Source organism: Paenibacillus oryzisoli (genome assembly GCF_050467285.1).
GTDB classification, from domain to species: domain Bacteria; phylum Bacillota; class Bacilli; order Paenibacillales; family NBRC-103111; genus Paenibacillus_E; species Paenibacillus_E oryzisoli_A.
The window spans coordinates 375,496-398,348 of record NZ_JBCMUN010000009.1 but is presented as its reverse complement, the minus strand read 5'-3'; the positions used below and the strand labels follow the sequence as shown (position 1 = coordinate 398,348).

The window sequence follows — 22,853 nt, the reverse complement described above, 5'->3', positions numbered from 1 at the left end:
TAATAAGAAGATCACTACAGTGTATTTTCATTGTCGCTTAGGAGGTAAACCAGTGTGCTTACTCTGTTATTAACCGTTCTGCTTGTCATTGTCGTTCTTCCGCCGCTCGTTTTTTTCGGATATATGTATGTGCTGTCCAAACAGCCGAAACATTCGATTATCCGTTCTCACCCGTTTCTCGGGTGGGTGCGCTACTTGCTGGAGAAGTTGGGGCCGGAGTTCCGCCAGTACTGGTTCGATCATGATACGGAAGGTAGGCCGTTCTCGCGGGCGGATTTTGTGGGGCTCGTGTATGCGGCCAAGTATCGGACGGATCTGATCTCGTTTGGAGGGAGACGTGACTATGAAAAGCCGGGGTTTTACTTGTCGAACAGCATGTTCCCCAAGTTAACGAGCGAGCTCCGCGTAGATAACGCCTCCATGCTGGCAGGGAAAAAATACGTCATTACGGACGAGGGGCTTTTTACCCGACAGGAAAAATTCATCGATGACCAGGTCAAACCTTGGCTGCTGCTGGACGAGGATGCGATCATCGTTGGGGAGGCGTGCAAGCATCCTTGGCGGCTGAAAGGCATGTTCGGCGCTTCGGCCACATCGTTCGGCGCCGTTGGCGAGAACTACATTCAATCGACCGGGCACGGAGCCAGAATGGCGGGCGGTTCGTGGATCAACACCGGCGAAGGCGGTGTCGCGGAGGAGCATTTGGCGACTGGCGCCGATATTGTTTCCCAAATCGGGCCAGGACTGTTTGGCTTCCGGGATGACATCGGGCAGTTCTCGATCGAAGCGTTTCGCGCTAAGGCGCTGATTCCGAACATTAAAGCGTTCGAGCTCAAATTTCATCAGGGCGCCAAAATTCGCGGCGGCCATTTGGAAGGCTCAAAGGTGACGGAGAAGGTGGCGGCGACCCGGCTTGTGCCGATCGGCAAAACGGTCAACTCGCCCAACCGGTTCGAATTTCTGACGAATCCCGAGGAAGCGCTTCGCTTCATCCGCATGCTGCAGGAGGAAGGCGGGAAGCCGGTGGGCGTGAAAATCGTCGTCGGCGATCCCAAGCGGTTAGAGCCCTTGTTCCAGGCGATGGTGGATCTCGACATCGTACCGGATTTCATCACAGTTGACGGTTCGGAGGGCGGTTCAGGCGCGACCTTTAAGGCGATGGCCGATGGCATGGGCCTGCCGCTCTACGCAGCCTTAATCATTTTGGACGATACGGCTCGCAAATACGGCGTTCGCGAGAAAATGAAAATTTTCGCTTCCGGGAAACTGATCACGCCGGATAAGGTGGCGATCGCGCTGGCGCTTGGAGCCGATTGCGTCAACTCCGCCCGCGGCTTCATGATGGCGAACGGCTGTATTATGGCGTTGCAGTGCCATACCGGCAAATGCCCGACAGGCATCACCACGACGGACGCCAAGTATCAGGCGGCATTGGCTCCGGAGGAGAAACAGTGGCGGGTGATGAACTATATTTTGCAGCTGAGAGAAGGGCTGTTCTCTCTGGCGGCGGCATGCGGACTGGGAAGTCCGCGGAGGTTGACGCGCGAGCATGTCGTCTTTACGAACAGCAATGGGCAGACGCAGCGCATCATCGATTTGTTTCCTTATCCTGAAACGTAAGTGAAAAGCCGCTGACATGCGGCTTTTTTCTGCATTCTGCAAGAGTCAGGCGTATTTACAAGGCATTGAAGGTATTTCCAGACGGAAATCGAATAATTAGTTGTCATACGAATTTTATAAATAGAGAAAAAGAGCGAGCAAGGATCGGCTCATCGCTTTTTGGGAAGGAATCTTATGCTATTTGAAACCGGCAATCAAATCCCGAACGAATACTGGTCGATTTTCGAAAAATCTCCGGGCGGCGTTTCATTGGCCACTGACCCATATTGTACGAAGATCTTTCACAACGCCAAAGCTTCATCGATGCTGCGCATATCTTCGGGCGGCAATTTCTCGCATTCGGCTAGCGAGCCTCCGAACGTGAAAGTGTATCGGGAAGGCATCGAGCTCGAGCCAGAAGAGATGCCGATGCAACGCTCCGGATCCCAGCAGGTAGAAGTACGCGAGGAAGTGTTGGAATTTGTATGGGAAGACGACCATCGGTTGATTTCCGTCTGGAATGCAAGTCCGATTCGTAATCAAAGGGGTGACGTATGCGGTGTCGTCGCAGCTTCTGAGGATATTACCAAGTATGTCCTGAGGGAACGACAAGTGCGTACGGACAAAACTATTTTAGAGAAGATTATAGATGAAAAGGTGGAAGAGTACGCCCAGCTGCGCAACGAAATAGCACGGCTCGATCGGCTTAGTCTTGTCGCCCAAATGGCGGCAAGCATCAGTCATGAGGTCCGCAATCCGATCACGACTGTGCGGGGCTTCCTGCAGTTGATGCAGCAGAGCAAATCGCCAAACCACCATAACTATTATGACCTCATCATCGGTGAACTGGATCGGGCGAATGAGATTATCGGCAATTTTTTGTCGCTGGCCAAGCATCACAACCCGCACGAAGGCGAAGAGCAGGATTTGCTGGCTACGTTTCAAGCGGTCATGCCCATTTTGGAAGCGGATGCACTGATGATGGGGAAGCGAATCAAGTTTATCCCATCCCAAGTGTCTCGGCTGAGCTTCAATGCGAATGAAATTCAACAAGTCTTGATCAATCTGGTGAGAAACAGCTTGGAAGCTTCGGAGAAAGGCGCATGCGTGACGATTGCCTTGTTTGAGCGTGGAGCGCAGCTTGGTTTTTCTGTAAAAGATGAAGGAAAGGGGATTCCTCCGCACATTCTTGAACAGTTGGGGACACCGTTTTTGACGACGAAAGAGAACGGAACAGGCCTGGGACTGTCGATCTGCTTCGACATTGCTAGGCGTCATGACGCCGAAATCAAGATCCAAAGCGGCGAGCGAGGGTCTACGTTTCATTTTACTTTTTACAAATCGGACAAACCTTGAAACCAAATTTTTCGCCAGGCGTATAGAATGGGATGAAAGTGACAAGACTTTCAATCAATTCTCATACCTGGAGGGTTCAGACACAATGCTGAAGAAAGTAATTACGCTCATCATGGCAAGTATGCTGGTGTTCTCGGTAACGGTGCCGACGATCGTTTCCGCGAAAACGTCGTACAAAGCGCCTAAGAAGAGCTACACGCCAAGCAATCAGCAGAAAGCAACGACAAGCAACACGACGAAAACCGAGACTAACACGAATACCGCGACGAAGACAACCACAGGGGCGACAACAGCGACGAAGAAGCCAGGATTTTTCAGCGGCGGTTTGATGAAAGGTCTCCTGATCGGCGGTATCGCCGGCATGCTGTTCGGCGGTCTGTTCGGGGGCATGGGCTTCCTGGGCAACATCCTGGGACTGATGGTCAATGTTCTGGCGATTATTGTGATTATCATGCTCATTATGCGCATTGTGGCGTACTTTAAGCAGAAGCGCAAACCGAAGCATAATCAGGAGTGGAACTAACGATGCGTTTATCGGAGCAGGACATCGTGAACGCGCTGTGCCTTCATATGGCGCAGCGAAAAGGGCTGAAGCCGACGGACGTGGATGTTGAATTGATGTGGGACGAGGATCTCGGTTTCTCCGCAGAAGTTCATGCCCAAAGCCGCAGTCAAATTTTGACCCAGTCCAATATGTTCGAGGCGATCGTGCAATACTTATACAATGAGTTTCAATTGCGTGTGTTCTGGGATCAGATCCGCTTATCGCTGGAAGAGGAGATCGTCGCAGACATCGCCGTTTAACACTGCTACACTTCAGAGAACCGTTTTCCTACAGGAAAGCGGTTTTTATTTTTTTGTAAATCTGCTCGTTTCTCATGGACTTCTCATGTTCATCGGGTAAACTGCTAATAGTAAGAACTTCGTCAACAAGAACAAGTGCAGAATGAGGTGTGTCCGTTGCAACTATGGGAGAAAGAGCGAAAATGGGTATGGCTGAGTCTCATCCTGACCTTACTGTTAATTGGTTATGGCGCGTGGACGATCTTTCACGACCCATCTGTATCGTGGCAAGATCGCCATTTTAAATCGGTGTTGAAAAATTATGGATCACAGGCCAGAATTTTGTTGTTCGTCGTAATCGGCTATTATATAGGAAAGACGATATTGCAGCGAGGATACGCCAAACGATGGAGCGGCATGAATAAAGGAGTGGGGATCGTTACGCGGTGGCTTCGAAAACTGCATACACCCATTGCTGTTCTTGCGATAGGCGTTATTTTTCTGCATATAACCGCGGCGATCTTATACGGAATGAAATGGGATTTTTCAAATATAACCGGCCTTCTGGCTGCTGTCTCTTTGCTGCCTGTCCCTATCGCGGGCATACTCCGCTACCGCAAGTTGGATCGTAGATGGCATATGCGGTCCGGTCTGGTTTTTACAGCACTTTTTCTTATTCATGCCTTTTTGTAAAAGAAATCCTGCCGAGCGATCCTGATCAGTGATCGGAAAGGAGATAGAATGAAACGCATACTGCTCATTGAAGATGAGAAGAACTTGGTTCGCTTCATTCAACTTGAATTGGAGCATGAAGCTTTTGCCGTGAAGGCCGCTTATGACGGCAAGTCCGGCCTGACGCTCGCGCTGCAAGAGGACTGGGATCTCATCCTGCTCGATATTATGCTGCCGGAGCTGAACGGGCTCGAGGTGTGCAAACGGATTCGGGCGGTCAAGAAGACGCCGATTGTTATGCTCACGGCCAGGGATAACGTGACTGATCGCGTGTCCGGTTTGGATAGCGGGGCGGATGATTACATCCCGAAGCCGTTTGCGATTGAAGAGCTGCTCGCGCGCATTCGAGCGGTATTCAGGCGCATCGAGCTGGAAAACGATGCGGGGCATGCGCAGCTTGCTTTTGGGCATATCAGAGTCGACTTGGATGCCAGGCTCGTTTACCGGGGAGAGGAGCTTGTCGATTTGACGAAAAGGGAGTTCGATCTGCTCGTGATGTTTATGCAAAATCATCATCTGGTACTCACACGCGATATGCTGCTGGATCAAGTCTGGGGCTTCGATTCCATCGTTGAAACGAATGTTGTGGACGTCTATGTCCGCTACTTACGCAATAAACTGGATGTGCCCGGTGAGGCGAGCTGCATCCAGACGGTTCGCGGCATTGGCTATGCGATGCGATGAAGAAAAGGATGCTGACATGGATCAGACAACTTCCAATTAAATGGAAACTAATGCTAGGGGCGGCACTTTTGATTTTCCTATTGTTCGCTACTTACAATTTTGCGCAGTATCATGTGCTCAAGCAGTTGATGATGAAGCAGGAAGAGGACAAGATTCAAGTGGGGATGATGCAGCTCCAGGATTTTCTTCAAAATAAGTCTGCGAGCGATCTTCAACTGCCAGATAGCCGCACTTTTATTGAGAAGCTAACCGGCAAAAATCAATTCACGCGCATTCTTGACGAGAACGGCAAAACGCTGCTGACGATCGCCAATCATTTTAATCCGGAATGGGTGGCGCCGCGGCGAGCGGATGCCCCTCAGCTATATGACACGACGTTTCACGATTTTCATTTGCTTGTCTATCGGAGTCCGCTGAACACAGCCAGTTTCCATGGCACGTTGGAGCTCGGCAGCAACCTGGAAACGTTCGATCATTTCAGCGAGCGGCTGCTCTGGGTCATGCTGATTGGGGGCGTTCTCGCCGTCTTTATCAGCGTGCTCAGCGGGCTGGCTATTGCCAGGACGTTCATGCGTCCGATTCGGGCACTGGCGTCCACGATCCGCAGCGTGAAGAAGAAAGGGCTGACCGAGCGGGTCGACAATATTCAAAATGGGGATGAACTGTCGGGACTCGCGATGATGTTCAACGATTTGATGGGGCAGCTTGAAATTTCGTTCAAGCAGCAAAAGCAGTTTGTCGAGGATGCTTCCCACGAATTGCGAACGCCGATCACGATTCTGGAGGGGCATCTCTCGCTGCTCAATCGATGGGGCAAGTCGGACCCGGCTGTCCTGGATGAATCGCTGGAAGCTTCGCTTTACGAGGTCAGACGTTTGAAAAAGCTCGTCCAGGAGCTGTTAACCCTAACGAAAGCGGAATCGGATCAATATCCCGTCGTCGCTGAACCGATTCTGGCGGTGCCTTCCGTTCGCGAGACGGTGAAGCGCTTCGAGATTCTGAATCCGGACTTTCAATTTATCGATCATCTGTCCACGGTTGAAGATGTCCAACTGCTTGTCAGTCCGATGCACCTGGAACAGATTCTGATGATTGTACTGGATAATGCTGTGAAATATTCCATCAGCCGGAAAACGATTGAGATCGAAGGCGTTCGCTTGAAAAGAACGGTTCAAATTCGCGTGCGAGATCATGGTATCGGCATTCCGGCTGCCGATTTGCCGCATATTTTCGACCGGTTCTACAGGGTGGATAAAGCGCGCAATCAACAAATCGGCGGCACTGGACTAGGTCTCGCAATCGCCAAACAGCTCGTACAGCACTATCAGGGGACGATTGCCATAGAAAGTGAGGAAGGCAAAGGGAGCTGCGTGGAGCTGAATTTTCCGCTGGCCCTTGCTGCTTGGACCGATATACCTATGCGATGAAAGGTGGAATCCCAGTGATGAATGCGAACCCGCGTATATTGATTCTTACAGCCAGCTACGGCAACGGGCATCTTCAGGCGTCCAAGGCGCTGTATCAACAATTTCTCAGCCAAGGGATCGAGCATGTCAGAGTCGTGAATCTGATGAAAGAGGGGCATCCATTTATCCATCTGCTGACGACCAAACTCATAGATACAAGCTTGAAAAGTTCGCGGTTTGGACTTGATTACTATGGATGGTGCTATTATCTGACGCGGGAGAAAAAACAGACGGCGCTGTTTCAGAAATCGATGATCTATTTGGGGCAAAAAAAGCTGCGAGAGCTCATCGAACAGGAACGGCCCGATGTCGTTATTAATACGTTTCCGTTCGGCGCTGCGCCGGAAATTTGCCGTTCCATGGGGATTCAGAACGTGACGATTCTGACTGATTACGCGTTGCATGCGAGCTGGCTTCACGCCAATGTCGATACGTACTATGTGGCGACAGAGGAGCTGAAGCGTCAGCTTGTGTTTCGCGGCGTGAGCCGAGAGCGGGTCAAGGTCAGCGGCATTCCGATTCGCCAGGAATTTGCGCAGAGCAAGCAGGGGCAGGGGGCGGACTCCCCAGCTCGCAAAATGCTGATCATGGCGGCAGATGCCGGTGTGAACAGCTATATGGAAGAGCTGCTGCTGGAACTTTCCGTTATTCCGGGCTGTGAATTGAACGTCGTTTGCGGGTATAATCATAAGCTGCAAAAGCGCCTTGCCGAGCAGTTTTCCGAGCATCCGCGTATCACTGTTCATGGATATGTGGAGACGATGCAGCGGATGATGGCGGAAGCGTGCTGCATCTTGACCAAGGCAGGCGGGCTTACACTAACGGAAGCGTTGGTGTCCAAATTGCCGATTTTCGTCTATAAGCCTCACGCCGGTCAGGAAAAGGAGAATGCCAGATATTTGGTGAGCCGCGGCGTCGCTTCGATTTCCAATTCGCAGGAAGAGCTTGTCGGAAACATCACTTATTACTTCGCGCATCCGGAAATAGCGAGCGACGTGCAGGAGCGTATGGAGGCGCTGCAGCGGAGTCATGCATCGCTTCATATTGTGAGCGACATCTTGTACCGCTGTGTACAGAAAGGGATGTCGATATCCATCTAAAGACGGGAGGATGCAGCCGCTATGGAGTTCACCCTGCTCAGTTTTCATCATGTCAAAACCGTATCGATCTGGATCTTGATCGGTTTGTGCGGCTATTCATTCATCCCGACGGTCATTGTCCGTGTATTCGGGGGAAAGTCATTCTATAAAAGTAACCGCTCGATGGGCATCGCGCTAACGTTTGATGACGGGCCAGATCCGGCATATACACCGCAGCTGCTGGATTTGCTGCGCAAATACCGGATCCAAGCTGCATTCTTCGTGCTCGGGTCGAAAGCGGAGCAGCACCCGGAATTAATTAAACGCATGCAGGACGAGGGGCATTTAATCGGTATTCATAATTATCGTCATTGGTCGAATGCACTGCTGACACCGAAAAAAGTCAGGAAGCAGCTGCAGGATACGGAAAATGTCATTGTCGGGATTACCGGCAGTAAACCGATTCATTACAGGCCGCCATGGGGCGTGATTAATGTGTTTGACTTCCTGCTTGCGCGCAAATATCAATTTGTGCTATGGACGCTGATGGTGAAAGACTGGCGCTGCAGCGGCGGAAAAGAACGCATCAAGCGCAAGCTGCTTGCGGGGCTCAAGCATAACGATATCATCGTGCTGCACGACAGCGGTCAAACGCTGGGCGCCAATCGGTTTGCGCCGCGCTATATGCTGGAAGCGTTGGAGGAATTTTTGGCGGAGTGCAAGCGGAAGGAGCTTGTTTTCCTGCGTGTGGATGACAAAATTCGTTTGGAAGCGAAGCAGGCCGAGTACGTGCAGCACCGCTCACAGAACATAGAGATGTAAGGGAATATGTCTGGTTATAAGACGACCGTCTGGCGAAGAGGCCCGGCGGTTTTAATTTTGTAAGATGGAATTTACAAATTTATTAGTATATATGTTTTTACAATCAAATAAACTTTTGCTTGCAACTTATTTTAAATAAGTTATAATGAGAAATGTAACAAATAATATTACAGAATGAGAGAGTGAGATCATGGCAACTGTTCTTTATATTACGGCAAATCCGAACGACCACCAAGCTTCCTTCAGCATGGCTGTTGGCAAAGAGTTCATTGACGCTTATCGCCAAGCTAACCCTGGCGACGAAATTATTCATCTTGATCTGTTCAAAGAAAACGTACCGCAAATCGACGGCGATGTGCTTAACGGTTGGAACAAACTGCGCTCCGGCGCCGCGTTTGACACGCTGACAGCCGATGAGCAAGCAAAGATTGCCCGTCTTGCGCAAATTGTTGACCAATATGTCGCGGCTGACAAATACGTGTACGTCTCTCCAATGTGGAACTTCTCCTTCCCGCCAGTGCTGAAAGCTTACATCGATGCGATTTGCGCGGTAGGCAAAACATTCAAATACACAGAGCAAGGCCCTGTCGGCTTGCTGAACGACAAAAAAGCGCTGCACATCCAAGCGTCCGGCGGCGTTTACTCGGAAGGCCCGGCTGCAGGCTTCGAAAACGGCCACAGCTATCTGGCGAAAATTATGCAATTCACCGGCGTTCCTAGCTTCGAAGGCATCTTCGTTGAAGGCATGGCGGCTGCACCTGGTGAAGCGGAAACGATTAAAGCGAATGCGATCGTGAAAGCGAAGGAAGCGGCGGCACGCTTCTAAAATAAAAAAGGGAAGAGCTGTGATTCACAGCTCTTTTTTCTGTTTTTCCGGGGGACGGTACCTTGCATTTTCATTGCGATTTCGCTAAGCTTAAGTTGGATGCGCTTACATGATAAGTCAGAAGAATAGGAACATCGGCATTCAAAACCTTATTGGAGGTGAATCCATGTCCGAGCAGGATCGACCTTGGTTTTACGATGGTTCCGGAAGTCTCGTATTCGAGAAGGGGGGCGCGGCAAATACACATGCCGAGCCGCTGAAAGAGCTGAGCAAGAAGGAAGAGTGGCGGAAATTTGTATGCGGCAATCCTTATGAAGGGCTTGATACTCGCCGGGTGTAATATATAAAACACATCGAAAATCGTGTATTCCGATAAAACACATCGGATTATATGATTTTTTTGTTGACGGCAGCAACGTGGGATGGTACGCTATGCATAAGTTCAAACCGAACGCAATTGAATCTTGGGTGACCACCGTTTCAACGGAGACACTTTTTCTCAATCTGAGAAGAGTGTCTCTTTTTTTATTACAAGAAGGAGTTGAGTTATTTGACTGAAGTGCTGCTTACGATCCAGCAATTAAACAAGACGTTTACGTCAAGTAAAGGTGCTGTGCAGGCACTACACGATGTTCAGCTGAATGTGAAAGAAGGAGAGTTCATTACAGTCATTGGCCCCAGCGGATGCGGCAAAAGCACCCTGTTAAAAATTATCGCCGGACTGGATGCTCAGTACACGGGTGTGGTTCAGCTTGGCGGCGAACCGATTAAAGCGCCGGGTATTGACAAAGGTTTTATTTTTCAAGAGCCGCGCTTGTTTCCCTGGCTGACGGTTGAGAAAAACATCGCGGCGGATTTATCGCTCAAACAGGCCGATGTGCGCCGGAAAGTCGACGAGCTGATTGCGCTCGTGCGTCTGGAAGGTTTCCAGAAGGCTTATCCGCGCGAGCTGTCGGGCGGTATGGCCCAACGGGTGGCCATTGCCAGGGCGCTGCTTCGCAGTCCGAAGGTACTGCTGCTTGACGAGCCTTTCGGCGCGCTTGACGCTTTTACCCGCACGCATATGCAGGAAGTGCTGATCGACATTTGGCAGAAAAATAAAACGACGATGATTTTCGTCACGCATGATATTGATGAGGCGATTTATCTCGGCAACCGGGTTGTCATTCTCAGGCCTCGGCCCGGCGCGATCCGTAATATCGTACCGATCGATCTGCCGTTCCCGCGGAAGAAATCAACGACCTCTTTTCAAGAGTTGCGGCTTAAGGTACTTAACGAATTCGAGAAAATCGAGGAGCTTGAATTGGTGGACAGTTCAGGCATTTAAACGAACAGAGAGGGGACGTATACGATGATTACTCCGCAAATTAAGCCGGTCGGGTCAGAAACCGTGCTGGCTAATCGGCCGCGTTGGAGCGGCAGCAGCAGTATCGTTCGCCAGCGTATCCAGCGAATTGGACTCGGCGCTTTGGTACCGGCTGTCGCCCTTGCCGCTTGGCAGATCCTCGGGGATCAAGGCGTTATTTCATCGCTGTTATTTCCGACGCCTTCCAGGATTGTGCAAGCGGGCATTCGCTTGGTGGAGACCGGCGAGCTATGGGGACACATGAAGATCAGCATTGTGCGCGCCTTGATTGGGTTCGCGCTGGGAGGCGCGCTCGGACTGGCTTTTGGCGCACTGGTCGGCCTGTTCCGGCAAACGGAACGAGCGCTTGACCCGACCGTTCAGATGCTGCGGATGGTTCCGCATTTGGCCATTGCTCCGCTCTTTATTCTGTGGTTCGGGATTGGAGAGACGGCGAAAATTTTACTGATTGCCAAGGGCGCTTTTTTTCCGCTGTACATTAATACCTTTCTTGGCATTCGCGGTGTGGACAACAAGCTGTTCGATGTCGCCAAAGTGCTTGGCTTCAGCCGCTGGAAGCAGGCGACTCGGCTTACGATTCCCGCGGCGCTGCCGAATATTTTGCTCGGCGTTCGCATCTCGCTGGGTGTATCGTGGCTGGGCCTTGTCGTAGCGGAGCTGATGGGAGCTACCTCGGGGATCGGCTATATGATGTCCGATGCGCGGCAGTTTTCGAAAACGCCGATCGTATTTGTCGGCATTTTCATCTTCGCTCTGTTCGGCATTGTGGCCGATAGTGCTGTGCGGTATCTCGAACGGAGATGGCTGCGTTGGAAGGACAGTTTCAAGGGGTAGTAACATGAACGCAATTCGGAGACAAAGGAGGCATCTACCATGAGCAATTCAGCAAAAGTTATTCAACAAACCGCTCCCGCGCTTCGTTCGTCCGAGGCGTCGGAGGGGAAAAGCGTCTATCGTTTGCGACGTTTAAAAGAAAAAGCAAACGATGCAGCCGTCGGCGCAATTTTGCCGGCTTTTATACTGATCGTTTGGCAAGCTGCGGGCGATTTAGGCTGGATTTCAACGGGATTTCTGCCGACACCGCTGCGCATCCTCGAGCAATTTCAGTCGCTGCTGGCTTCCGGTGAGCTGACCACGAATTTGGCTGTTTCGCTGAAGCGAGCGTTCATCGGGTTTCTGATCGGCGGTTCGATCGGGCTGGTCTTCGGCTTTTTTGTCGGTTTTATCCAGAAGCTGGAATCGCTGCTCGATCCTTCGTTTCAAATGCTGCGGATGATTCCGCATCTGGCGATTGCGCCGCTCATTATTTTGTGGCTCGGATTCGGCGAAGCGTCGAAAATCTGCATTATCGCGACGGGTTCTTTCTTTCCGATGTACTTATACACGTTTTTGGGGATTCGCGGCGTCGATCAGAAGCTGTTTGAAGTTGCGCAGGTGCTGAGCTTCAGCAAAACGAAGCAGATTTTCCGGCTCATTTTACCTGCTTCGCTTCCGAGCGTTCTGCTGGGTTTGCGGCTCTCTGTCGCGATTTCCTGGCTGGGCCTGGTCGTTGCAGAGCTGATTGGCTCTCAACAGGGCATTGGCTTTCTGATTAATTACGGCAAACAAAATTCAAACGCCGAGCTTATTTTTGTAGGGGTTATTTTATTCGCCGTGATTGGAAAAGCGATTGATTCCTTTGTGCGGTGGCTGGAGAAATCGTGGCTGAGCTGGCGAGACAGCTATCAAGGGTAGTGGACATCCAAGATGAGGGGGATACGTGAAGATGAGTGAGAATCGTGTGAAAAAGGTGAAAGCAGATGTACTCGTCATCGGAGGCGGTCCCGCCGGGGCGTGGGCGGCGTGGAGCGCCGCACAGCAAGGAGCCAAGGTGATCCTGGCCGATAAAGGCTATTTAGGCTCCAGCGGCGCAACCGCTCCTGGGGGCACCAACCTGCTCTATTTGCCGCCGGACCCCGAGCTGCGGGAAAAAGCGGTGCAGCAGCGCTATCAAGAGAGCGGCTATTTGGCGGAGCCGGCCTGGATCCATCGCGTGCTGGATCAGGTCTACGAAAGCTTGCTGCTGGTCGAAAGCTGGGGCTATCCGTTCCGGCGGGACGAGAATGGCGTGCCGCTGCGCGATCATTTGCAAGGGCCGGAATACATGAAAATCATGCGCCGCCAAGTCAGCCGTGCTGGGGTTACGATCCTCGATCAGTCGCCGGCGCTTGAGCTGCTGGGCGATGAACACGGCGTTGGCGGCGCGCGGGGGATTAACCGGCTGACCGGCGAGGATTGGGAAGTGCAGGCGAATGCCGTCGTCCTGGCGACGGGCGGCTGCGCTTTTCTGAGCAAAGGGCTCGGCTGCAATGTGCTGACCGGCGACGGCTATCTCATGGCGGCCGAACTTGGCGCCGAGCTGTCCGGCATGGAGTTCACGCGCCAGTACGCGCCAAGCGCGGCATTCGGTACCGTGACGAGAGGCCGCTTGCTGAATTGGGCCACGTATACGGCTGAGGACGGCACGGTGCTGCAAGGCGGCGGCCCGCGCGCCGGCGATTTTCTGCCGAATATGCTCAGCAAGGGGCCGGTGTATGCGGTTTTGAACCATGCGGATACGGAAGAAAAGCAGCAAATCCTGCGAAAATCGCATGCGATTTTCTTCTTGCCCTTGGATCGAGCTGGCATCAATCCGTTCAAGGAACGGTTCCCGTTGACGCTGCGCTACGAGGGAACCGTCCGGGGCACAGGCGGCATCCGCCTCACCGACGACAGCTGCGCGTCCTCGGTGCCGGGCCTTTATGCCGCCGGCGATGCGGCCACCCGTGAACGTGTCACGGGGGCGAAGTCGGGCGGAGGCGCGTTCAACGCCTCCTGGGCGATCTGCTCCGGCACGTGGGCGGGCGCCGGAGCGGCGAAGCATGCGCTGGCGCTGGGGCGCAGCGCGGCCGGGCGCAACCCGCAGCCCGCGGGGCGCTATGGCGTCGCGGGCATGGCGTCAGCGGCGGCTGCACTGGACGCAGCCGCCTTGGTTGAGGCGGTCCAGCGGGAGGTGTTTCCGCTGGACATCAATTATTTCCGCAGCGAGCCTGTGCTGCGGGAGTCGCTGGCGCGCCTGGATGCGCTGTGGAGCGGCATCCAGGGCGCCGCAGCTCCGCCCACGGTGCAGGGGCGGGTGCGGGCCAGAGAAGCGGCCGCGATGCTCGCGACGGCACGCTGGATGTACGCCGCCGCGCTGGCGCGCAAGGAGTCGCGCGGGCTTCACCGTTTCCTGGAGTATCCGGAAACGGATCCGCTGCAGCAGCATCGGCTGACGGTCTCTGGCTTCGACCATATTCAAGTCCGGCCAGAGGCGCTTCCGCGCCAGGAGGTGACTGTACGATGATCGAAGTGGTAAGCGCAGAGCGCTGCGTATCTTGCAATCAGTGCGTCCGGGTATGCCCGACGAACGTGTTCGATAAGGGCGCGGACGGCATCCCGGTGATCGCCCGTCAGGACGATTGCCAAACGTGCTATATTTGCGAGGTCTACTGCCCAGTAGACGCGCTGTATGTTGCGCCGTTTGCCGATCCGCTGGAGGCGCCGCCATCTGAGAAGGAGCTGGCGGACGGCGGCGTGTTAGGCAGCTGGCGGGAGATCATCGGCTGGGGCAAGGGGCGTACAACACTGGCGGAGCTGGATACGACGCCGTTTATTGACCGGATTTTACCGAAGCGCGGGTCATGAATTGAAGTTTTTGGAACAACTTCAGTACCGGGAGGAACGAAGAAACGTGACCCCATGGCTGGAAAGTTGGTTGAACAAGCGCGCCTATAGACGAAGAGGAAGCTGGAGGCATTAGGATCGGAAGGAGCAGGCATCAAGCCTGCAAAAAAGCAGGAATTTCCCTCTTTCCCTTCCAGTTTCGATGAAATTCCTGCGAGAAAGCAGGCATTTATGGCGATGCCCCTCTTTTGGGGCGAGTTTCAGTTAAAAAACTGCCTATTCGCAGGCATTTTGAGAGAAAGGCTATTCTTGTGATGAAAGCCTGCCTTTATGCAGGAATTAGCTCAAACTCTTCGATCACTGCCTAAGCAGCCAACCATGCCATTGCAGGACACCACAAACGTATGGAATTTACGCGCGTGACCACTCGCAGGGGCTGTTTCTGGAGTCATTATTGAATTTGTCTATTGACGTTATAGAAAATTAGCGATATGATGCGTATATTCCGATTAAACACCTAGGTATTAACGGAAAAGAGAATAAGGCATAAGCAAGTGAAGCCAACCGTACACACGGAGGCATTCCTGACGACAGGGATGCCTCTTTTTGTTGTACCAATTCGAGGGAGGTTATGGGAGATGGCAAAAGTATGGGAAGACAGTGAACTGCGATTGACGGCTGACGTCCTGGTGATTGGCGGGGGACCGGCCGGCACTTGGGCGGCTTTAACGGCTGCAGCGCAAGGGGCCAAGGTGATCTTGGCGGATAAGGGCTATTGCGGAACAAGCGGGGCTACGGCTCCATCAGGCACTGGCGTCTGGTATATCAAGCCGGATGAGAAGCTGAGGGAAGAAGCGAGATTAAGCCGGTTTCAGCTTGGCGGACAGCTGGCCGAAACCCGTTGGATGAACCGTGTGCTGGACCGGACGTACGAGAACATGAACAAGCTTGGCGCGTGGGGCTATCCGTTTCCGAAGGACGATCTCGGCGAGCCTTACAAGCGGGGCCTCCAGGGACCTGAGTATATGAAGCTGATGCGCAAGCTTGTGCAAAAGGCCGGCGTTCAAATTCTGGACCACAGCCCGGTGCTTGAGCTGCTTGCCGATGAGCACGGTGTCGGCGGTGCGACTGGCGTGCGGACGCAAACCGGCCAAACCTGGACAGTGAAGGCAGGAGCCGTCGTCATTGCAACCGGCGGCTGCGCGTTCCTCAGCAAAGCGCTGGGCACGAACGTATTGACCGGCGACGGGTACTTGTTGGCGGCGGAAGCCGGCGCGGATTTCTCCGGCATGGAATTTTCGAATGCCTATGCGATCTGCCCGACGTTCTCCTCAGTTACCAAAACGGCGTATTATCGGTACGCGTCTTTCTACTACGAGGACGGTACGATTGTCGAGGGCGCAGGCTCGCAGCGCGGACGCTCTATCATCGCGCGGAATTTGCAGCAAGGCCGGCAGGTGTACGCTTCGCTGGATCAAGCGCCGAACGATATTCAGCCACTGCTGCGTGTGAACCAGACGAATTTCTTCCTGCCATTTGACCGGTTGGGCATCAACCCATTCAAAGACAAATTCCCGGTTACGCTGCGGCTGGAAGGTACGGTCCGGGGTACGGGCGGCATTCGCATCGTCGACGAGCATTGCGCGACCGCAGTGCCAGGCTTGTACGCAGCGGGTGACGCTGCAACGCGCGAGCTGATCTGCGGCGGCTTCACCGGCGGCGGCAGCCACAATGCCGCCTGGGCGATGTCGTCCGGCTCGTTTGCCGGAGAAGGGGCGGCCCAGTACGCCAAGACGCTTGGCGAAAAACAAGCGAGCCGCGAGTTGAACCGCGTGTCGACAACAGCTTTTGCGGGTGCGGATGCAAGTGCTTCGACAGCCCGCTCACTCCAAGCGACTCGCGCGGTTCAGGCGGAGGTACAGCCGTATGACCGCAATTTGTTCCGGACGCAGGAGGGGCTCAATGATTCTTTAACCAGGCTTGATCACCTCTGGTCGGATTTGCGTGATCGCGTGACAACCCGCGATATTGAAGGGGTTCGCCACCGGGAAGCGATGGCCATGGCGGCAACGGCAAGATGGATGTACAATACCGCGCTTGAGCGGACGGAGACGCGGGGCATGCATAAACGCGACGATTTCCCGCAATTGGATGCGTCGCAGCATTATCGATTGATCACCGGAGGTCTGGATCAGATCTGGACACGACAACAAGAGGTTAACAAGGAGGTCGTTACTTTATGATTGAGCTGGTCAGCGCTGCGAAATGTGTGGAGTGCAACTTATGCGTGTCCGTCTGCCCGACGAACGTATTCGATAAAGGAGAGGATGGCATCCCCGTTATTGCGAGACAAAGCGATTGCCAGACTTGCTTTATGTGCGAATTGTATTGCCCGGCGGATGCGCTGTATGTAGCACCGGATGCCGAGAAGCCGACGGTGATTCAGGAAGAACTGTTGGACGAACAAGGGCTGATTGGCGGTTATCGCGAGAAGGTCGGCTGGGGACGCGGGCGCAGGCCTGTGGCCGAGCATCCCTATATGTACGAATTGGCAAAGAGATCTGCGGTTGGCTCATAAGCTGTCGCTGGACAAGGAGAGGAGCATACTTTCATTATGATTTGGAGCAAACGTAAATCCGGCAGCGGACGATTCCGTACCGTACAATTAGTCGTACTTATGGGCTTGCTGACAGCCTTTGCTTCTGCTTGCGGCAATGGATCGGCAAGCTCGCAGCCAGCAGCAGGGAAAGCCGAGGAAACGGCAGCAGCCGCCAATAAACCGCCGAGCGTGCTCAATTACGGCTATATCGGCACGAACAAGCTGAATTTTCCAGGCGGGGCGGAAGGCTGGGGTTTTTATAAAGGCATTATTCAAGAGGAGTTGAAGAAATACGGCATTACGGAAGTGAAGCTCACGGCGTTCCCGAATGGTCCGGATCAGAGCGAATCGCTGATCAGCGGCAGGCTTGATCTCGGCAGTCTGGGGGATACCCCGGCGCTGCTGGCGCGCTCCACGGGCGCGAAGACGCGGGCGATTACGCAAGGTGCAACGGAAAGCATCGGCTACTTAATCGGCAAAAAAGGCGGCCCAACGTCCATAGCCGATCTGAAAGGCAAGACCGTTGCCATTCAAAAAGGCTCCTTTATGCACCGCTATATTGCAGGGCTCGTGAAAGAGCAAAATGTGCCGGATGTGAAATTTATCCATATGCTTCGCGCGGACGGTGAAGCGGCCTTATCCCGTGGCGAGGTCGATGCCATGACGAACAGCGCGATTTTTGCACTCAAACAAATCGAGCAGGGCTATCCTCTGATTGACGATGCCACGAAGCATCCGAATCTCATCGGAACGAGTATTACAGTGGTGTCGGAGGATTACTTGAAGAAATTCCCGGGATTCCAGAAGGTGTGGAACGAAGCAAGACTTAAAGCCTATAAGGATTTGGTATCCAAGCCGGATGAATACTATCAATTTTTATCGCAATTAAATGGATTTACTCCTGAGCTTAACAAGAAAGTGTCTCCGATTTCCACTATTAAAGACGTGAATTTTACGGACGACGGCGTGAAACTGTTGGAAGGAACGAAGCAATTTTTGGTGGATGAGAAGCTTGCGGAGAAAGATTTTGACCTGAACCAATGGATTTTAAAATAACGCGAGGCTGATCCGCGGTGAGAAAGGACGCTTTTCAATGACAACGGCACAAAATGGACGATTGAATGAAGACTTGCTTCAAGAAGTACAAGAGCACCGTAATGCGGAATATCCCGTACATCCGATTTTTCTAAACCGCTGGTCGTCCCGCGCATTTGCGGACAAAGAGGTATCGCCGGAGACGCTGAACACGATTCTGGAGGCCGCGCGTTGGGCGCCGTCTTCGAGCAATTTGCAGCCTTGGCGCTTTGTCGTAGCAAAGACGGAAGCGGAGAAGGAGCAGTTCCAAAGGTTTATCAAACCGAACAACCGTCAATGGACGGATCATGCGCCAGTGCTTCTTCTGCTGCTGTCGCATAAGCTTCGACAGGATGGCGAACAGAACGGGGCGCATGCCTTCGATACGGGTGCAGCCTGGGCATCCATCGCATTTCAGGCTCATTTGTTAGGACTGGCGACACGTGCGGTCGGCGGCTATGAACGCGACAAAGCACGCGAAGTGTTGAATATTCCTGACGAATACGAGCTGCACGCCGTCATCGCGCTTGGGTATCGCGGTTCGTGCGACACGCTCCCTGAAAGCTTGCGGGAACGCGAGCTGCCGAACGGTCGCCGCCCGCTAAGCGAAAGCCTATTTAATTAAATAGATTCGGATCTAAACCGCTAAAATTAATCGACAATTTTAGCGGTTTTTTGTATACGCGTCCTAGGTCTAATGCTACAATGAACGTAACGGAAAAACTTAGAATCGTTGGTTGCTGAAGCCAGTAGGGGGCTTATTTGTGAGTGAACACGCATCCGCGCAGCGGAGTACGAAAGGCCAGGCACCGCCCGTATTGCAGACAAGCACGACCGAAACGGCGACAACAGGCACGCTCGATGCGCGCCAAATGTCTTCCGCTCGAATTATGCAAATGCAAAGGACAATGGGCAATCGGGCTGTCCAACATATGATCCAGCGGATGGGCACTGGCTCGCCGGTTATTCAGCGGGCGGGCGGCTCCTCGTCGACAGCTTCTCCTCAGCAAGGAAGCGCGCCTGTGAAAACGCCGGCGGAGCAGCGCAAGGAAAGCATGGATGCTGAGCGCGATACGAAGGTGACGCCGCTCGTGAATACGTCTTTTGCCGATATTCGGACAAAGCTCGAAGCGGCTCTGAAAACATACCTTACATCGGACTCCAAAGCTGCAACGATCCGGCAAGGTGTTAAAGACAAGGTCATCGCTGAAATCGAGGCGAGTATGGGAGCCACCGGTACTGCGGAGCAGCGCGCGGATGCGATGAAATTCGCCAAGGAAGGCTCAGAGGGCATTATGCAGGCGAAGTTGACTTCCTATGCAGGGGAAGTGACGGTTAGCCAGTTTGCCGATGAGAAAAAGAGGGATCTGACAGCCGAAGCGAATAAAGCTTATGATTTGGTCACGCCGAGCTTGAACGAGGCCGCATTCGCCAAGCAGAAGACGAAAGCAGCGAAGGACGCGGAGAAGTTGCTAGCTACGCGCTCCAAAATCTTGATCGCAAACGCGCTGGCCACTTCGAAAACGGCGATCGCAACCAAGTTTGCATCGACAGCTTCCGGCGGCGGCGGGGGCTTTGATCGCATCGATGTGAGCACGACCGGGACCGATGAGTTAACGAAGCGTATCGGCCTCGAGAACGAGTTGGTTGACAAAACCGTGGTGAAAACGGAGAAGGATGCAACGGGCAACGATCGTAACGTTTACGATATGGAAAATATTTACCGAACAGCGCTGCATCAACCGATGAAGCAGGCGGTGCTGCTCAAGCTTGGGGTGGGACGCGGTGAGTTCAGACGGAGCAAGGAATTGAATAAGTTCCGCGACGATCTCAAGAAAGCTGCGCGTGAGAAAGTAAATCAGCAGATTGATGCGGAGATTACACGGTCGCAGAATGCGTCAACTTCCGGTGGTGGATCAGGCGGTACGTCAGCTCCGAGCCCAGCATTTACCGCTGCGATGAATGCTCCGATGAAAGCTGAATATATGAAGATGGCGACGAAAGCGATCGCTTATAAAGATTCCAAGCAGCTTGTTGACGATGTCATGGCGGCTGAGGCGGATACGATCATTGAGGCGCTGACGCCGAAGAATGATACGATCACAGCGCTCACGAACATTGGGAAAAGCGCAGCTTACGAGGTCGCGAGAAAATCCGGCTCTACACGGGAGCAAATTCGTGCGGCCAGCGTGAAAGCCGCCACGGCCCAGGCCGAGAAGCTGCTCAAGGAGAAGAAGGATCTTGCCGTCCTGGAAGCCAGAAAAGTGACGAAAGGGACGAAGGCGGTCGGAACGACTGCCGCTACAAGTGCGGATCCCGCCAAGACGCGTCAGGTCATCGCCGATATTCAGAATGATGACAAAACGAAGAAAATGGCCAAAGCGGTCATTAAGAAGTCCGTCGAAGCGCCGGATCTCAACAGCGGTTTTGCCAAAATCGGTAAGCTGATCGATCTTTCTACGCCGAATCCAGGGGATTCTTCCTCGCTGGAGTTTGAACTGAAAATTCCGGTTGCTTCTGCGGCTGGCGGCGGCCATGCGTATTTCTTATTCGGCTTTGGCGGCGAAGCGGAGCGCGAGGTCGAAGACTTAACGGTCAATTCGCAGCTTACTTTCGGCGCTGGGTTTACAACGTTCGGATTTGATGCGAATGCTCGGTTTGGGTTGTTTTTGGAAGGAAAAGGAAAAGATACGGATAGTGTCATGAATTTAATGTCGTACGGTCTGTATCGGGAAATGGCGACGATCAGTTCGGCGGCGGCGGGCCACTTCTGGGGCAGCGGCGGCCGATCGGGCGATTCGAAGCTTGTCGAGGCCGAGAAATGGGCGATGATGGTCGAAGAGCAGCATTTGGTGGACGAATCGGAAATCAACGTCGGCGGCCTCGCCAAGCTGGCGATGGAAGCGAACGTCGGCGTCGCCGAATTCTCGGCGGAAGTGGCGTTCAAGCGGCTTAGCAAGTACAATAGGGAAATTATTGAGAAAAAAGGCAAAGATGCAACCGGGACTCGTATGCTGACTGCAACCGAACGGCTGGCAAACGGGAAGAGCGCCATTGGCAAAGGCGAGCTGAATACGACGGTCGAAGCGGGCACCGAAATCGAGATTGGCTTCGGCAAGGACAAAGTCGCATTCGGTCTGGAAGGGTCGATCACGAAGACCCGGAATGACGCAGGTGAATGGATATTGAAAGAACTGGGCCTCGAGCTTTCTGCGACGATTCCTTCCCAATTCGGGGAAGAAGGCGGCGATTTCACGAATTATGTGTCCAAAATCGTGACAGCCGCCATCGGCGGCGGCAAAAACTTGACGGCGCTGCTCAAGAAAGCGTTCAGCAGCGAGGTTGAAGCGGACAAAGGCAAGCGCGCGACGGGAACGGTGCTGGATGCGGGCAGCGACGCACTGTTCACCGGCAACTATTTTGACGATATTGGTACTAGCTTTGCCGAGAAAATTCAAGGCGACGAGACGGTGAATGACACAATGCGTTCCTGGCTGCCAGGACAAGACGACAGCGCTTCGGAGATTGAAGTAGTGAATAAAATCGGCCTCTCTAATGCGTTGAAGCTGGGTGTAGCCTTCAAGAAGGAATATGAAGGCTGGGATCAGCCGGGTAATTGGGAGATTTCGATTGATGCCAGCCAAGTAAAATCGCTGGAAGTTGATGCAGAAATCGTGAAAGTGGCGGTTGAGAAAGCAAAGCGTCTCGGCAAGCTGGAGTTTGCCAAAGGGAAGACGATGAAGTATGAAGGCCTCGGTTTTGCAGGCGGCGGCCAGGTTCGGCCGGCTCCGACGACGACGCCATAGCGTGAACTGACAATAAGAACGGGAGGCCGAATGGGATGGCAGATGCACAAACAGGAGGAGGGCCTGAGCAATCGAGGCTCGAATTGGAACACCCGATTGCTTTCCTAACCTTAACCGGAGCGAATCTGGAGTCCGAGTTGACCCAGGTTGCGCTCTCCGCTGCCGGCGATGAGACTGTGTGCCGTCTCAGGCTGAGGGTTAGCTGGGACGTTTATCAAGATATCGTGAGGGACGCGTGGATGGGGCTGCACGCTTCTTCGCAACAGCAGGATCAGGAAGCGGCGCTGGAGGCCGGGCGTGATGTGGAGCTCCGGGTGGTGCTACGGCACACGATGCTGGCAACCGCACTGCGCTGCGGTACGGAGGCCGAGCATGTGCTGCAGGCGCTGCTGGAGGACAGTCCCTCGGGGCAGCGGCTCCGGTGCAGTGAATGCTGGCTGATCACCGAGGTGCTTCAGCAGCTTGAGGTGCCGGCAGAACTGGCCGGCGGTACGTTGAAAAAAGGCTACCGCACGCAGTGGGCGTCGGGGGAGCAGGTGCTGCCCTTTGCAGCTAAGCCGTCCCTCCATGAAACGGTGGAGTCGTTTATGGCGCAAGTGGATCTTGATTTTGACTGGGTGGATGACGATATTGGCCGCTGCATGTACAGCGGGAGAAACGGCAGCTGGGCCGTTCTTGTCCGTACGGATGAGGCGCAGCAGCTGTGCCTCGTGTATTCCGTTTATCCTGTCAGCGTACCGGAAGCGCAAAAGGCGGAGCTGGCTGTGTATCTAAACGAGGAGAATTACGATCTTGTTGTCGGCAACTTCGAGCTGGATCCGTCCGACGGGGAACTGCGTTATCGCACGAGCCTTGATGTGGAGCAGGCAGCGTTGACACCGGCCTTGTTCCAGCGATTGTTTGCGACGAACGTGGCGATGATGGATTATTATTTTCAGGAATTGGCGGAGCGGCTGGGAGAGGCGTAATCTCGGACG

The 22,853-nt window shown here is 53.5% G+C and carries 22 protein-coding genes; all 22 read left to right on the top strand.

The features are described 5' to 3' along the window. The first annotated feature begins 54 nt into the window (after positions 1-54). Positions 55-1,620, top strand: coding sequence for a glutamate synthase-related protein (locus ABE504_RS17110; RefSeq protein WP_430090901.1), 1,566 nt, complete (start codon positions 55-57; stop codon positions 1,618-1,620). Positions 1,621-1,794: 174 nt separating this feature from the next. Beyond that, complete coding sequence (locus ABE504_RS17105; RefSeq protein ID WP_430090899.1) at positions 1,795-2,955, top strand: ATP-binding protein; 1,161 nt, start codon at positions 1,795-1,797, stop codon at positions 2,953-2,955. A gap of 85 nt (positions 2,956-3,040) precedes the next feature. Continuing rightward, positions 3,041-3,478 (top strand): hypothetical protein, encoded by a 438-nt coding sequence (locus tag ABE504_RS17100; protein WP_430090898.1) that lies wholly within the window; start codon positions 3,041-3,043, stop codon positions 3,476-3,478. Positions 3,479-3,480: 2 nt separating this feature from the next. Continuing rightward, positions 3,481-3,759 carry a YxcD family protein gene (locus ABE504_RS17095; RefSeq protein ID WP_430090896.1) on the top strand — a complete coding sequence of 93 codons (279 nt, stop codon included), beginning with the start codon at positions 3,481-3,483 and terminating at the stop codon, positions 3,757-3,759. 156 nt (positions 3,760-3,915) lie between these two features. Then, positions 3,916-4,431, top strand: a complete 516-nt coding sequence (locus ABE504_RS17090; RefSeq protein WP_430090894.1) for a hypothetical protein — start codon at positions 3,916-3,918, stop codon at positions 4,429-4,431. 48 nt (positions 4,432-4,479) lie between these two features. Then, positions 4,480-5,154, top strand: coding sequence for a response regulator transcription factor (locus ABE504_RS17085; RefSeq protein WP_430090892.1), 675 nt, complete (start codon positions 4,480-4,482; stop codon positions 5,152-5,154). A gap of 68 nt (positions 5,155-5,222) precedes the next feature. Next, a complete protein-coding gene (locus ABE504_RS17080; RefSeq protein ID WP_430090890.1) occupies positions 5,223-6,581 on the top strand; it encodes a HAMP domain-containing sensor histidine kinase in 1,359 nt (452 codons plus the stop codon). Between the two features lie 17 nt (positions 6,582-6,598). Continuing rightward, complete coding sequence (locus tag ABE504_RS17075) at positions 6,599-7,720, top strand: MGDG synthase family glycosyltransferase (RefSeq protein WP_430090889.1); 1,122 nt, start codon at positions 6,599-6,601, stop codon at positions 7,718-7,720. Between the two features lie 21 nt (positions 7,721-7,741). After that, entirely contained in the window at positions 7,742-8,521 is a 780-nt protein-coding gene (locus ABE504_RS17070; RefSeq protein WP_430090887.1) for a polysaccharide deacetylase family protein, read from the top strand. A 190-nt stretch (positions 8,522-8,711) separates the two neighbouring features. Further along, the gene (locus ABE504_RS17065) at positions 8,712-9,347 is read left to right on the top strand and encodes an FMN-dependent NADH-azoreductase (RefSeq protein ID WP_430090885.1); all 636 of its coding nucleotides are present in this window, start codon (positions 8,712-8,714) and stop codon (positions 9,345-9,347) included. 166 nt (positions 9,348-9,513) lie between these two features. Then, positions 9,514-9,687, top strand: a complete 174-nt coding sequence (locus ABE504_RS17060; RefSeq protein ID WP_430090883.1) for a hypothetical protein — start codon at positions 9,514-9,516, stop codon at positions 9,685-9,687. A 210-nt stretch (positions 9,688-9,897) separates the two neighbouring features. After that, positions 9,898-10,674: an ABC transporter ATP-binding protein gene (locus ABE504_RS17055; RefSeq protein WP_430090881.1), complete on the top strand. Its 777-nt coding sequence runs from the start codon at positions 9,898-9,900 to the stop codon at positions 10,672-10,674. Between the two features lie 24 nt (positions 10,675-10,698). Next, positions 10,699-11,547 (top strand): ABC transporter permease, encoded by an 849-nt coding sequence (locus tag ABE504_RS17050; protein ID WP_430090879.1) that lies wholly within the window; start codon positions 10,699-10,701, stop codon positions 11,545-11,547. A 39-nt stretch (positions 11,548-11,586) separates the two neighbouring features. Then, positions 11,587-12,447: an ABC transporter permease gene (locus tag ABE504_RS17045; RefSeq protein WP_430090878.1), complete on the top strand. Its 861-nt coding sequence runs from the start codon at positions 11,587-11,589 to the stop codon at positions 12,445-12,447. A 31-nt stretch (positions 12,448-12,478) separates the two neighbouring features. Further along, positions 12,479-14,077, top strand: coding sequence for an FAD-dependent oxidoreductase (locus ABE504_RS17040; RefSeq protein WP_430090876.1), 1,599 nt, complete (start codon positions 12,479-12,481; stop codon positions 14,075-14,077). Next, positions 14,074-14,418 carry a 4Fe-4S binding protein gene (locus ABE504_RS17035; protein ID WP_430090874.1) on the top strand — a complete coding sequence of 115 codons (345 nt, stop codon included), beginning with the start codon at positions 14,074-14,076 and terminating at the stop codon, positions 14,416-14,418. The genes ABE504_RS17040 and ABE504_RS17035 overlap by 4 nt, the downstream gene beginning before the upstream one ends. Positions 14,419-15,035: 617 nt before the next feature. Then, positions 15,036-16,640 (top strand): FAD-dependent oxidoreductase, encoded by a 1,605-nt coding sequence (locus tag ABE504_RS17030; protein WP_430090872.1) that lies wholly within the window; start codon positions 15,036-15,038, stop codon positions 16,638-16,640. Then, positions 16,637-16,975, top strand: a complete 339-nt coding sequence (locus tag ABE504_RS17025) for a 4Fe-4S dicluster domain-containing protein (protein ID WP_430090870.1) — start codon at positions 16,637-16,639, stop codon at positions 16,973-16,975. Before ABE504_RS17030 ends, ABE504_RS17025 begins: the two co-directional genes overlap by 4 nt. A gap of 36 nt (positions 16,976-17,011) precedes the next feature. Further along, positions 17,012-18,052, top strand: coding sequence for an ABC transporter substrate-binding protein (locus ABE504_RS17020; RefSeq protein ID WP_430090869.1), 1,041 nt, complete (start codon positions 17,012-17,014; stop codon positions 18,050-18,052). 37 nt (positions 18,053-18,089) lie between these two features. Then, positions 18,090-18,695 carry a nitroreductase family protein gene (locus tag ABE504_RS17015; protein ID WP_430090868.1) on the top strand — a complete coding sequence of 202 codons (606 nt, stop codon included), beginning with the start codon at positions 18,090-18,092 and terminating at the stop codon, positions 18,693-18,695. A 139-nt stretch (positions 18,696-18,834) separates the two neighbouring features. Then, positions 18,835-21,876 (top strand): hypothetical protein, encoded by a 3,042-nt coding sequence (locus ABE504_RS17010; protein WP_430090867.1) that lies wholly within the window; start codon positions 18,835-18,837, stop codon positions 21,874-21,876. A 35-nt stretch (positions 21,877-21,911) separates the two neighbouring features. Next, a complete protein-coding gene (locus tag ABE504_RS17005) occupies positions 21,912-22,844 on the top strand; it encodes a YbjN domain-containing protein (protein WP_430090865.1) in 933 nt (310 codons plus the stop codon). Positions 22,845-22,853: the final 9 nt, after the last annotated feature.